This window comes from Novosphingobium sp. MBES04 (assembly GCF_000813185.1).
GTDB classification, from domain to species: Bacteria; Pseudomonadota; Alphaproteobacteria; order Sphingomonadales; family Sphingomonadaceae; genus Novosphingobium; species Novosphingobium decolorationis.
The window spans coordinates 2,011,363-2,023,741 of sequence record NZ_DF850488.1 but is presented as its reverse complement, the minus strand read 5'-3'; the positions used below and the strand labels follow the sequence as shown (position 1 = coordinate 2,023,741).

Annotated in this window: 9 protein-coding genes, 1 tRNA gene and 1 pseudogene; 5 read left to right on the top strand and 6 right to left on the bottom strand. The window is 64.0% G+C overall.

Annotation, left to right across the window (positions count from 1 at the left end; genetic code table 11):
- Positions 1-12: 12 nt before the first annotated feature.
- From MBENS4_RS08780 to argH, 4 genes and pseudogenes are all read right to left on the bottom strand, one after another.
- Positions 13-807 (bottom strand): precorrin-2 dehydrogenase/sirohydrochlorin ferrochelatase family protein, encoded by a 795-nt coding sequence (locus tag MBENS4_RS08780; protein ID WP_039390182.1) that lies wholly within the window; start codon positions 805-807, stop codon positions 13-15.
- 35 nt (positions 808-842) lie between these two features.
- A complete protein-coding gene (lysA, locus tag MBENS4_RS08775; protein WP_039390179.1) occupies positions 843-2,102 on the bottom strand; it encodes a diaminopimelate decarboxylase in 1,260 nt (419 codons plus the stop codon).
- Positions 2,103-2,170: 68 nt separating this feature from the next.
- Positions 2,171-2,428 (bottom strand): hypothetical protein, encoded by a 258-nt coding sequence (locus tag MBENS4_RS08770; protein ID WP_039390177.1) that lies wholly within the window; start codon positions 2,426-2,428, stop codon positions 2,171-2,173.
- Between the two features lie 22 nt (positions 2,429-2,450).
- Positions 2,451-3,823, bottom strand: a pseudogene (argH, locus tag MBENS4_RS08765) (argininosuccinate lyase).
- A 172-nt stretch (positions 3,824-3,995) separates the two neighbouring features.
- On the opposite strand from argH, the gene MBENS4_RS08760 reads away from it, so the two are divergent.
- Both MBENS4_RS08760 and MBENS4_RS08755 read left to right on the top strand, forming a co-directional pair.
- Positions 3,996-4,454: a TlpA family protein disulfide reductase gene (locus MBENS4_RS08760; RefSeq protein ID WP_340140806.1), complete on the top strand. Its 459-nt coding sequence runs from the start codon at positions 3,996-3,998 to the stop codon at positions 4,452-4,454.
- A 112-nt stretch (positions 4,455-4,566) separates the two neighbouring features.
- Positions 4,567-5,670: a bifunctional transcriptional activator/DNA repair enzyme AdaA gene (locus tag MBENS4_RS08755; RefSeq protein WP_242404844.1), complete on the top strand. Its 1,104-nt coding sequence runs from the start codon at positions 4,567-4,569 to the stop codon at positions 5,668-5,670.
- A gap of 4 nt (positions 5,671-5,674) precedes the next feature.
- Here the strand turns inward: MBENS4_RS08755 and MBENS4_RS08750 are convergent, their stop codons facing one another.
- Complete coding sequence (locus tag MBENS4_RS08750) at positions 5,675-7,534, bottom strand: methyl-accepting chemotaxis protein (RefSeq protein WP_052322128.1); 1,860 nt, start codon at positions 7,532-7,534, stop codon at positions 5,675-5,677.
- A gap of 193 nt (positions 7,535-7,727) precedes the next feature.
- On the opposite strand from MBENS4_RS08750, the gene MBENS4_RS08745 reads away from it, so the two are divergent.
- The 3 genes from MBENS4_RS08745 (at position 7,728) to MBENS4_RS08735 (ending at position 11,636) form a co-directional block, all read left to right on the top strand.
- Positions 7,728-7,801: transfer RNA gene (locus tag MBENS4_RS08745), tRNA-Gly, on the top strand.
- A 77-nt stretch (positions 7,802-7,878) separates the two neighbouring features.
- On the top strand, positions 7,879-9,387 hold the full coding sequence (locus MBENS4_RS08740; RefSeq protein ID WP_340140805.1) for a site-specific integrase: 1,509 nt from the start codon (positions 7,879-7,881) through the stop codon (positions 9,385-9,387).
- A 434-nt stretch (positions 9,388-9,821) separates the two neighbouring features.
- A complete protein-coding gene (locus MBENS4_RS08735) occupies positions 9,822-11,636 on the top strand; it encodes an ATP-dependent nuclease (protein WP_039390171.1) in 1,815 nt (604 codons plus the stop codon).
- 4 nt (positions 11,637-11,640) lie between these two features.
- Here MBENS4_RS08735 and MBENS4_RS08730 read toward each other — a convergent pair whose 3' ends face one another.
- The gene (locus tag MBENS4_RS08730; protein WP_039390168.1) at positions 11,641-11,967 is read right to left on the bottom strand and encodes a hypothetical protein; all 327 of its coding nucleotides are present in this window, start codon (positions 11,965-11,967) and stop codon (positions 11,641-11,643) included.
- Positions 11,968-12,379 lie beyond the last annotated feature (412 nt).

The following is a 12,379-nucleotide window of genomic DNA, read 5'->3' as shown; positions in this document are numbered from 1 at the left end:
AATAGCCTTCTTTTACCCCTTTGGCGCGCGCATCACCACGGTCAGCCCCGCATCGGCCTCGACCGCAGCGCCATTCTCGATCCCATGGCGTACCGCATCAGCGCGGGCCCGGACGAGGAGCGCTTCGGGGATACCCGGTTCACAGGCCAGCGTGTCGGCCTCACCGATGAGGCGGGCCTGGCGCAGGGTCAGGTCGTCGGGGTCAAGGCTGGTGAGCGCGATCTCGAACAGGCCGCGCGCCTGTTCCTGCACCGTGCCCGAGAGCCATTGCTCGACCTTGTCCGCGCTGTCCTCGCGCAGGGGGTCGAGCGGACCTCCTGCAGTCAGCGCAGCATCGATGGCGCGGCGCCGGTCGGCCGCAGCGGGCCAGCGGCTGCGCAAGGCCCCGCGCGCATCGCGCAAGGCGGCGGCGAGTTGGCCGAGCGACTGCGGGAGCAGCGTTTCAAGGCGTAGGCGCAGGTGTTTGGCGAGCCCCGCCGAGGCCCCGCCGGTCCCGAAGGCGACAAGGACCGGCGTGCGGTCAAGGATCGAGGGCACCGTGAAGTCGCAGAGCGAGGGCCGGTCGGTGACGTTGACGAGCAGGCCCGCCCCGCGCGCGCGGCGCGCATCGCGCGTGGCAAGCTCTTCCTCCTCGTGCGCGATGAAAGCCAGCCGCGCGCCGCGCAGCAGCCCTTCGCGAAAATCGTCGATCACAAGGCCGCCCGCCCGCTCGACCAGGCGGCGCTTGGCAAGAGCGGCCTCGCCGCGTCCGAGGACAAGGACGGGCCGGTCCCGGACGGCGTGGAAGAGCGGCAGATTGTCGATCATCGCCGCTCCTTACCAAGCCTGCGCGTGGGGCTCAATCAGGCGAGGAAGTCCGGCACGCTCTCGGCCGCGAGGATCGTCTCCGGCTCGATCCGACCTGCAACCAGCGCCCAGGCATCGCCATCGACCATGACTTCGGGCACCAGCGCGCGGCTGTTGTAGGTGTTGGCCATCGTCGCGCCATAGGCGCCCGCGGTGCGGAAGACGACGAGATCGCCTGCCTTGACCACGTCGACTTCGCGGTTCTTGGCGAAAGTGTCCGAGCTTTCGCAGATCGGGCCCACGACATTGGCCGTGAAAGTCTCACCAGTCGGCTTGACCGCGGCAAAGTCGTGCCAGGCATCGTACATCGCCGGACGGGCAAGGTCGTTCATCGCCGCATCGACGACGATCCAGGGCGCGGAGGTCCCCTCCTTGACGCGGATCACCTCGGAGACGAGCACGCCCGCATTGCCCGAGATCACGCGGCCCGGCTCGAACATGACGGTCACGTCCCAGCCCTTGGTCACCTCGACCACCATCGCGCCGTAATCGGCGGGCGTGGGCAGGCTCTCGTTGCCCTTGTAGGGAACGCCGAGACCTCCGCCCAGGTCCATGTGGGTGACCGAAAGGCCCTGCGCGCGCAGCTCCTCCATCAGCGCGCCCATCTTCACGAAGGCCTGGCGCGAGGGTTCCAGGTCGCTGATCTGGCTGCCGATGTGGACGGCTAGCCCGCGCATGTTGAGGCCCTCGAGCGCGGAGAGGCGCGCGTAGATCCCGGCGGCGCGGTCATAGGAGACGCCAAACTTGTTCTCGGCCTTGCCGGTCGAGATCTTCTCGTGGGTGCGCGCATCGACGTCCGGATTGACGCGCAGCGCGCAGGTGGCCGTGGCGCCGAGTTCGGAGGCGATGGCCGCCAGTTCGACGCCCTCTTCCTCGCTCTCGAGGTTGAACTGGCCGATCCCCGCCTTCACCGCCGCGGTCAGCTCGCGCTTCGACTTGCCCACGCCCGAGAAGACGATGTCCTCGGCGGGCATTCCGGCGGCCAGCGCGCGGTTCATCTCGCCTTCCGAGACCACGTCCGCGCCATAGCCTTCCTTCGACAGCAGGCGCAGCACGGCCAGGTTCGGGTTCGACTTCACCGCAAAGGCGATGTGCACGCGCGGCAGGCCCGAGAGCGCCTCGCGAAAGACGCGGGCGTGGCGCTCGAAGGTCGCGCGCGAGTAGACGTAGACGGGGGTGCCGACGTCGCGGGCGATGTCGGCGAGCGGCACCTGCTCGGCGCAGAGCTCGCCGTCGATCAGCTGAAAATGGTCCATGGGTGTCCTGTCGGAAAATTCGGTGTGGGCCCGCCACCGGGGCGGGCCGCTGCATTAGAGAGGCGTGGTTACTGCGGATCCACCGCGCGCTCGGGCGGGGGAAGATCGAAGGGATCGTCCTCGCGTTCCTCCGAGCGCGTGCGCAGCTCGACGCTGCGTTTGGGAATGGCGATGGTCGGGATGGTGAGCAGTTCGCGCGGCGCGGGTTTCTGCGCCCGCCCGTACGGCGCCGGAGGCAGGCTCGCGCCTTCCTTGACCGCAAGATCCGCGCGCTGGCCGCAGGCCGCCAGCGCCGCCAGGACCAGAAGAGCCGCTACGTTGCGCATTCCCGTGTCTCCTCGCCTGTCCTCAGGCCATGCCGAGCGCGGCGCGGGCCTCGGCCACGCGCGCACGCACCTGGTCGGGCGCGGTGCCCCCGTGCGACATGCGCGCGGCGACCGACGCCTCGACCGAGAGCGCCTTGAATACGCGCTCGTCGATGCGGCTGTCGATCTCTTTCAGGTCTTCAAGCGGCAGCTGGTCGAGCGCAACACCGCGGGCCTCGGCCAGCTTCACCGCCGCGCCCGTGATGTGGTGCGCCTCGCGGAAGGGAATGTCGCCCTCGCGCACCAGCCAGTCGGCAAGGTCGGTCGCGGTGGCAAAGCCCATCTCGGCGGCCTGGCGCATGCGCTCGGTCTTGAAGTCGCTGTCGGCGACCATGCCGGTCATCGCCGCGATCGAAAGCGCCAACAGGCCGTGCGCCTCGAAGACGGGCGGCTTGTCGTCCTGCATGTCCTTGGAATAGGCGAGCGGCAGGCCCTTCATGGTCATCATCAGGCCGGTGAGGAACCCGCGATGCGGCCCGCGTGGCCACGCACCAGTTCGGCGGCGTCCGGGTTCTTCTTCTGCGGCATGATCGAGCTGCCGGTCGAGAGCGAATCGGCCATGCGCACGAAGCCGAAGGGCTGGCTCGCCCAGATGATGAACTCTTCGGCCAGGCGCGAGAGGTGCAGCGAGCACTGCGCCGCGGCCATCAGGTAGTCGAGCGCGAAGTCGCGGTCCGAGACGGTGTCGAGGCTGTTCGCGGTCGGCCCGTCAAAGCCCAGCGTCTTGGCGGTCATAGCGCGGTCGATGGGAAAGCCGGTGCCCGCGAGCGCCGCTGCGCCCAGTGGCGAGCGGTTCATGCGCACGCGGTTGTCGGCCAGACGCGAACGGTCGCGCGCGATCATCTCGTAATAGGCCATCAGGTGATGGCCCAGCGTCACGGGCTGCGCGGTCTGGAGGTGGGTAAAGCCGGGCATGATCGAGGCCGCGTGGGTTCCGGCCTGCGCCACGAGCGCCTTCTGCAGCGCCTCGAGCCCTGCGTCGACCTCGTCGATCGCCTCGCGCACCCAGAGCTTGAAGTCGGTCGCGACCTGGTCGTTGCGGCTGCGCGCGGTGTGGAGGCGCCCCGCGACCGGGCCGATCAGTTCGGCCAGGCGCGATTCGGTGGTCATGTGGATGTCTTCGAGGTCCCAGTTTTCGGGAACGCCGTTCGCTTCGTACTCGGCGGCGACCTGGTCGAGACCCTCGGTGATCGCCTTGGCATCCTGCGCAGTCACAATGCCCTGCGTGCCCAGCATCGCGACGTGCGCCTTGCTTGCCGCGATGTCCTGACGCCACAGTGCCTTGTCGAAGGGAATCGACGCGTTTATCTCGCGCATGATCGCCGACGGTCCTTCCGCAAACCGTCCGCCCCACATCTGGTTGGAGCCCCCGCCCGTGCCATTGTCCAAATCGCTCACGTCGCTCGTCCTGTATTCGTGTGCCGGGTCCTGTGCCCTGCTGCTCGCGGGCTGCGATAGGCAAAGCGCACCCGACGCGCAACCAACAGCTTCGCAGGCTCCGGCAGGCGGGGGCGCCGAGGCGCCCACCGTGCCCACAGCGCAGGGCAAGCTGGACCGTTCGCACAAGGGTGAGCCGATGCCCGTGATCGCGCTCAGCGACCCCAGCGGCGAAAGCCTCGATCTGACTTCGCTCAAGGGCAAGCCGGTGCTGGTGAACCTGTGGGCGACCTGGTGCGCGCCGTGCGTGGAGGAACTGCCCACGCTCAACACCCTGATCGGGCGCGAGGACGACCTGGGCGTCACCGTCCTGCCCATCTCGCAGGATGCGGGCCAGAGCGGCAAGGTCGTCGAGATCCTGCGCCGCCGCAAGCTCGACAACATCGAGCCCTGGATCGACGAGCAAGCCGACCTCTCCTTCCAGTACGGCGGCAACCTGCCCGTCACGATCCTGTTCGACGCCAAGGGCAAGGAAGTGTGGCGCTGGACCGGCGGCAACGACTGGACCAGCGCGGAGGCCCTGAAGCTGATCGCCGAAGCGAAGGGCTGAGAGGGCACAGGAGAGAATCCGAGGGCCAGCGCCCTCGGAAATCCTCTTTTTCCAGCATCTTCCCTCCTGCAGAAATAGACGCCCGAAATCCGGCGCCAAGGTCAGAGACAAGATGGTACAAGGCGCCATGCTGTTCGATCTTCCCGATGACGCGGCGCTCTATGCCGCCCTGCTCGCCCGCGATGCGCGCTTCGACGGGCAGGCCTATGTCTGCGTTGCGACGACGGGCGTGTTCTGCCGCCTGACCTGTCCGGCGCGTAAGCCCAGGCCCGAGAACTGCACCTTCCGCCCCACCATCGGGGAGTGCATCGAGGCGGGTTTCCGGCCCTGCAAGCGCTGCCACCCGCTGGAAGCCGCCGCCAGAGCCGAGCCGGTGATCGAGACACTGCTGGCCGCACTCGACCGCGCGCCCGCCCGCCGCTGGAGCGAGGGCGACATCGCCGCCATGGGGCTCGACGCCTCGACCGTGCGGCGCGCCTTCAAGCGCCATTTCGGGATTACCTTCCTGGAGATGGCCCGCCAGCGCCGGGTGCGCGAAGGCTTCACCACGCTCGCCGAGGGCGGCAACGTGATCGAGGCCCAGCTGGAGGCCAGCTTCGAATCCCCCAGCGCCTTTCGCGCCGCTTTCGCACGCCTCCTGGGCTGCGCTCCGGGTGAGCTCGTCCACGGCGAGGGGCTGCTGCGCGCGAGCTGGATCCCGACGCCACTGGGCGACATGATCGCGGTCGCCTCCGCGCATCACCTGCACCTGCTCGAATTCGTCGACCGCAAGGGTCTGCCGGCCGAGCTGAAGAAACTCCAGGCCGGAACCAACGCGCGGATCGGCATCGGCGCGCTCGGGCCCATCGAGCAGGCCAGCCATGAGCTGTCCGCCTACTTCGCGGCGCAATCGGGCACGTTCGAGACCCCCATCGCCATGGCCGGCACGCCTTTCACCCGGCAGGTCTGGGAGGCGCTTCGCACGATCCCCCCCGGCGAGACCCGCAGCTACGGCGAACTTGCCCGCCAGATCGGGCGCCCCAGCGCGGTGCGCGCGGTCGCAAGGGCCAATGGCACGAACCAGATCGCGCTGATGATCCCGTGCCACCGCGTGATCGGCGCGGACGGCTCACTCACCGGCTATGCGGGTGGCCTGTGGCGCAAGCAGCGCCTGATCGAGATCGAGCGCACGTTGCGCGAAAAGAGGACGGCCACCTCCCGCGACGAGGCCGCCTGACCTCTCAGAACTCGGCCCAATCGTCCTGCACAGCGAGGTTGCCCTGCGTCATCGGCGCGGGGGACGGTGCGCGCGCCGGGCCGCGCACGGGCAGACGCTGGACATTCGCCCCGCCCATGCCACCACGCGCATGGGCGCCAAGATCGAAGCGTCCGACGAGCTGGCCCATGCGCTGGGCTTCCTGCGCCAGGCTGCGCGAGGCGGCCGTCGATTCCTCGACCAGCGCCGCGTTCTGCTGGGTCGTGGTGTCCATCTGGCCCACCACCTGGTCGACCTGGCCGATGGCGTTGGCCTGTTCGTTCGCCGATTCCGCGATACGCCCGATCATGTTCGCCAGCTCCCCGGTGCGCGTGACGATCTTGCCCAGCGCCTCGCGGGTCTGGCCCAGCATCTCGACGCCGTTGTGCACCTCGCCGCCGCTGGTCTGGATGATCCCGCTGATCTCGCGCGCGGCCTCGGCCGAACGCTCGGCCAGCGCGCGCACTTCGGTCGCGACCACCGCAAAGCCCTTGCCCGCCTCGCCCGCACGCGCGGCCTCGACCCCGGCGTTGAGCGCCAGGAGGTTGGTCTGGAAGGCGATGCCATCGATCAGGGTGACGATCTCGGCCATGCGTTGGCTCGACTTGGAGATGGCCTCCATCGCGGTGCTCGCGCGGACCATGATCTGGCTGCCATCCTCGGCCTCGCGCTCGGTCGCCTGCGCGTTGTCGCGCGCGTCCTGCGCCACGCGGGCGGTGTCCGAGACCGACTCGCGCAGTTCGCGCACGGCCGCGGCCGACTGCTCGAGCGCCGCCGCCTGCGCGGTGGTGCGTCCGGCCAGATCGTCGGCGGCGCTGGCGATCTCGCTCGCGCCATTGTTGACGTTGTCCGCCGCGCCCGCAACGTCGCCCAGCACCGTGGCGAGGCTCGTCACGGTCTCGTTGAAGTCGACGCGCAAGCGCTCGTAATTTTCCGGGAAGCGCGTGGTGATCGCGCAATCGAGCTTGCCGCCCTTCAGCGCCTCGAGCCCACCGGCCAGTTCCTCGACGACGACCCGCTGCGCCTTGGCCGCCGCCTCGGCGCGCTTGCGGGCACGCTCGGCAACGGCCTCCTTGATGGCCTCCAGCGCGCGGGCGATCGCGCCGATCTCGTCGCGTCCCTCGCGCCCGGGCACGGCGCGCTCGAGGTCGCCGCGCGCCATGTCCTCCATCGCGCGCGTCAGCCCGGCGAGCGGGCGCACCACGCGGTTGGTCATCACCACCAGGACGAGGACGCAGGCCGCGCCGATCAGGACCAGCAGTCCGACGATCCAGTTGAAGGAGCTTGCGACCGTCGCCTTGCCCTCTTCGCCCGCGGCGTTGCCGATCTCCACGTTGTAGGCGAATTCCTCCTTCACCAGCGAGTCGAGACGGTAGCCCAGCGGCTTCAAGTCACGGTTGTAGAGCCCGGTCGCCTCATCGGTGCGCAGGCCCATCGAGGCCGAGCGCACGCCCTGTACCTCGCGCTTCCATTCGTTCCAGGTCGTCGTAAGCTGGCTGAAGAGCTTTTCCTCCTCGGCGTCGGACACCAGGTTCCGGTAATGGGAGAGCCGCGCGTCGGTCTCCTTGAGCGTCGTTGCAAGTTCCTCGTCGATGCGGCGCGTCTCGCTGCGCGTATCGGCCAGGATGTGCTGCGAGATGAGGATGCGCGCCTGGGCCTGGTGCTGCGCGACCTCGCCCAGGACCGACAGGCTGGGCACGGTGTTGTCCGAGGAATAGGACAGGCTATCGCCCAGCCCATCAATGAAGCGCAGCGCCATCGCCCCGCTCACCAGCGCCAGGGCACCGATGAGCAGCGTCGTCACCAGAGTGACCGTCCGAATCTTGAGATTGCCCAGCAGTACCATCGCGATGTCCGTCTTCCCGCCACGCCCTGTCGTGACCCCGGCGCGGGTACCACGCGCCCTCGAACAAAGCCCTGAAGCCTCGCCCCCGCAGGAATACGCACGTCCCGAAGACGCTCCGAGCCCCCGCGGCGGCAGCGCCACCTCAAAACCCCATTGACCAAACGACCAAACCGGTGCAATCGGACCTGCCTTCGCGGGTGTAGCTCAATGGTAGAGCAGCAGCTTCCCAAGCTGACGACGAGGGTTCGATTCCCTTCACCCGCTCCAATTCTCGACAACATACTGAAAAACAGCCATTTTCTCGCCATATCGGGCCGGAAGACCGTGTTTGTAGCACAGAACTGTTGCACAACGCGGCCACAAAGGTCGCATCAAACCATTTGAATCGTTCAGAAAATCGTCTTCCGGACTGTAGCACACGATCGTTGCACAGAACGTCGTCACGGGGACTATGGCGTCGAGGTTCGATCTACCAATTTCGCGTGCGGGTGCCGGTCGATATCAGGATCAGCATGGGGCGGACCCATCTGAGCCGAAGCCTTCGTACCGACAGTCGGACAGAGGCAATGCGATTGGCTAGAATGGTGGCATCCGACTTTGAGGTTCTGTTCGAAGAAGAACGGGCAAAGGCAGGCCTGCCGTTCAACTCGCGTATTCGTGCTTCCGTGACGATGGACGGAACAGTCCTTGGAACGATCACGGGGCGATCTCGCTTGGCTTCGTACGAAGAGGAAGGTGGGTGCGAGGCTTCAGTCCAGCCAAGCAGTCCTACCCTTTCGACCATCTACGAGCGTTTCCTCGCCGATCCTACGAAGAAGCGGTCTGACAGGACGATGCTGGCGCATCGAACGACTCGAAACGTTATGGAGGATGTGCTCGGGGCATCGACGCCATTGCGATCCATCACGAGGGAAGATTGCCGTGAATTGCTGGAGATATTGCGCTGGCTCCCCGTGAACCTTCGCAAGAAGTACCCCGATCTGACCGTCCGCTCCGCCTCCGAGCTTGCCCGACAAGATCACAGGATCGCCACGATCAATGCCACGAACCTCAATGCCTACATGGCCCGCTTCGTCACGATGCTGAACTGGGCCGTGCAGGAGGAATACCTTGAACGGAACCCTGCACGAGGGTTGCAGTGGGCAGAAACCACGGCCCGGCAAGACCGGCGAAAGCCATTCGAACCATGGCAGCTACAGCGTATCTTTCACGCCCCGATCTACACCGGATGTAAAGATGCGCAGACGGGTTATGCCGAACCGGGTGAGGTCATCGCGGATGGTGCGCGGTATTGGGTGCCGCTCCTTGGCCTCTTCACGGGAGCGCGACTCAACGAGTTATGCCAACTCGATGTTGCCGATGTCCGCGATGTCGATGGGGTAGCATGCATTGTCATCACGACGTCGAGCTTGGTCGGAACGATCGACAAAACGCTGAAGACCCGATCGAGCGAAAGGATCGTTCCGATCCATCCAACGCTGCACGATATCGGCTTCATGGCATTCGTCGCGCGCAAACGGAAGGAAGGCTCGATCAAGCTGTTCGACGATCTTCCAACTGGTGCACGCGGGTTCCGTTCAGTGGCATTTTCCCGGTGGTTTTCGCGCTTCCTTATCAGTGCAAAGGCAAACGCGCCCCAAACCTGCTTTCACTCGTTCCGGCATGGATTTCGCGACGCTGCTCGTAACGCGCGGATCGAACGAGATATCGCGCTCCGCCTTGGTGGCTGGATCGCCGGCGGAAATCAGAGTGAGACTGCCGATGACTATGGCACTGGCTATCATCCGCGAATCTTGTTTGAAGCAATGTCCCGAATCGAATTCCCAAATGTGAGCGTAGGTCATCTCCGCTGAAGGATGTGGCCAGCACTTAACGGACATTCAGGTGGCTGTCTGACCAGACTGCTGCGCATTAGGACTTAAAAAAAGCGAACGCAGAAGGGCACCCCGACAATTGAAGTTAGAAAATCGTTCATTGTCTATACCAGCCTATGCTCGCATAGCCGAACCTTACCCAAATCGGCCATTGTTCCGAAAGTGACGGAAGTCAGCCTCCACACGAGTGGGGTGGCAAGTTCAATCTTTGCCGCGCCCACCATCTTTTCAGATACGTAGCTGGACAGATGACCCCACCACTTCGGTCAGGGGTATCGTCGGTGTAGCGAGATAGCGGCTCCCGACTGCGCCCCATGCGCCCTCTCCCCAACAAGTACAGTTCAAGCCATTGGCGCAAGGCGAATTAGCTCCTATCTTCTTGAGAATTCAACGCAGATCAGAGGGCATCGAGGATGAAGTTCGAAGGCTTTCAAGTAACCAACTTCCGTAATGTGATTGATTCCGGCTGGATCAACGCTAATCAAATCACTGCGTTTGTTGGGCAGAACGAGGCTGGAAAGAGCAATCTCTTCGAGGCGCTATACTGCCTGAACCCCATCGATGACGCGACCTATGATCTCGATGAAGATTGGCCGGTCGATAAGTGGGAGGGACGAAAGGACGCCAAGGGGAAGCAAGTTTGCTGGGCATTGTTCTCTCTCGATGGGGACGAGATAGAAGCGCTTTATGAATATGCCGCCATCAAGCCTGAGGCACCGGCCGAGGGCACGGAAGGAGGCGAAGGAGAATCCCCCGCCAAAGTCACGCTCCCGAGAGAGGTGAAGGTCTCACTGGCGAAAGCCTATGGATATCGGACGGGTTTCCATCAGTGTGGATTCGAGGACGGCATCCTAGACAAGGACAAAGCAGCGGAGTGGATGCAGGAGCAAACGCCCAAGTTTGTTTACATCCGCGATTATGAGATGTCCGGTGCGCAAATCGAACTCGATCAGCTAAAGCAACGTCTCGATAAGGCTGGCGGGCAGCGCCACAAACTTCCCAATGAGGACCAGACAATCCTCATCATCCTTGATCTCGCGAACATCGAACTGCAGGACTTTCTTGAGAAAGGCCAGTCCTCTGAGGGGCGTACGATCCGATCCTTCGACAAGCGCTCTGCATCAAAGTACCTCACCAAGCAATTCGCAGACCTCTGGCAACAGAAGGATGTGTCGTTCGACATTGAGATTGATGGGCCAACGCTAAATATCTTTGCGGAGGATGCAGGCATTGGAATGCCGGTGCGGCTGCACCGCCGCTCGACCGGCTTTCGCTGGTACGTCTCCTTCGCATGGAAGTTCACTCATGCGACAAATGGCGACTTCAAAGATTGTGTTCTCTTGCTCGAGGAGCCGGGGGTGCATCTTCATTTCACCGGCCAACGGGACTTGCTGAAGGTGTTCGAGCGACTCGCAGAGCATAACACTATTCTCTACACCACTCATCTCGCGTCCATGGTGGATCAAGCACACCCGGAGCGTGTGCGGATCATCGAGAGCCGCGACGATCATGTCGCCGTGACCCAAGGTATTGTGAGTTCGCAACGAGCGCCAATGGCGGTGATCGAGCAAAGCCTCGGGCTCACCGGGGATCACAGCGGCATCCTTGGGAGCCGACAAGTTCTGATAGTCGAAGGCGGCGGCGATGCGGTGGTCTTGCACAAGCTGTCAGGCTTGCTCAAGGCCGCCGGGAAAGAGGGATTATCGGACAGGATACACCTCTGGCCCGCTGACGGCGCTTCCAAGACTCCAATGTATGCCGGATTCGCCATCGGACAGGGCTGGGATGCGGGCGTACTTCTCGACAGCGATGAAGCGGGCAAAAAGGCGAAGGGCAAGATTGACGAACTTTATGTGTCCAAGATGGCAGCTGACAGTGGGCAGAAGTTCAGGACAATTATGCTCGGCAAGGCAGCCGGCACGAAGCAGACAGACTTCGCAATTGAGGACCTGTTTCCGCCTAAGTTCTTCATCGACTGCGTGAACGAGACTTACGGCATAGCCATCAAGGCGGAGGACCTGCCTGAAGACGGCTCCGACATGATCAGCAAGAAGGTCGAGCACGTCTTGAAGACGAGGCACGGCCATAGCCAACTCGACAAGAAGCGCATCATGGGCGAAATGTGGAAGCAATTCGATGCGTGGAAGTCAGTGGATGATCTCCCGGCACACACCACTGGCCGAGCCGAGAAGGTATTCAAGGCGATCAACGAAGCCTTCGGGGACTAGTCGCTCACAGAGCGTAGGGGCTCACATCCAAATGCGCGCAGGGATGGCAAAGCCGATTGTGCGGCCCCTCGCTCTCGAGGAGCGCCTTGCCGGGGGTGCAGCCCTTCTTAAGGGCGATCTCCCCGGCGCGCACCATCGTCGCGTCTGCGTACTCGGCAGCCTTATACAGCGGCGCGGCCTCGCCAGTCGCGACCTCGGAGACATTCTTTCGGAACGCGGCAGCGCCACTCTTCAGGATCAAAGCGGTTGCGCCCTTTACGGCGGGCACGTCCACGCTCGAAATCTCGTTCAAGGTCATATCGCGGACGATCATTTTCTTGGGCAGGGTCATTGCGCGGGTTCCTTTTCAACAGGGAGAGATGATGGGTCCGCCCCATGCTGATCCTGATATCGACCGGCACCCGCACGCGAAATTGGTAGATCGAACCTCGACGCCATAGTCCCCGTGACGACGTTCTGTGCAACGATCGTGTGCTACAGTCCGGAAGACGATTTTCTGAACGATTCAAATGGTTTGATGCGACCTTTGTGGCCGCGTTGTGCAACAGTTCTGTGCTACAAACACGGTCTTCCGGCCCGATATGGCGAGAAAATGGCTGTTTTTCAGTATGTTGTCGAGAATTGGAGCGGGTGAAGGGAGTCTGCCACGCCTCGGAACCCAGTTTACGGCCAAGACTGGTTTCCGTGCCTCTGGCACCTTCAACATCTTCAATGGGTTGCTCGGTTGCTCGATGTGATTCCGG

Excerpts from the sequence above, each read along its gene's own strand:
- MBENS4_RS08730 (WP_039390168.1), bottom strand. The coding sequence starts at position 11,967 with ATGACCCTGCCCAAGAAAATGATCGTCCGCGATATGACCTTGAACGAG.
- lysA (WP_039390179.1), bottom strand. The coding sequence starts at position 2,102 with ATGGACCATTTTCAGCTGATCGACGGCGAGCTCTGCGCCGAGCAGGTG.
- MBENS4_RS08755 (WP_242404844.1), top strand. The coding sequence starts at position 4,567 with ATGGTACAAGGCGCCATGCTGTTCGATCTTCCCGATGACGCGGCGCTC.
- MBENS4_RS08735 (WP_039390171.1), top strand. The coding sequence starts at position 9,822 with ATGAAGTTCGAAGGCTTTCAAGTAACCAACTTCCGTAATGTGATTGAT.
- MBENS4_RS08750 (WP_052322128.1), bottom strand. The coding sequence starts at position 7,534 with ATGGTACTGCTGGGCAATCTCAAGATTCGGACGGTCACTCTGGTGACG.
- MBENS4_RS08780 (WP_039390182.1), bottom strand. The coding sequence starts at position 807 with ATGATCGACAATCTGCCGCTCTTCCACGCCGTCCGGGACCGGCCCGTC.
- MBENS4_RS08770 (WP_039390177.1), bottom strand. The coding sequence starts at position 2,428 with ATGCGCAACGTAGCGGCTCTTCTGGTCCTGGCGGCGCTGGCGGCCTGC.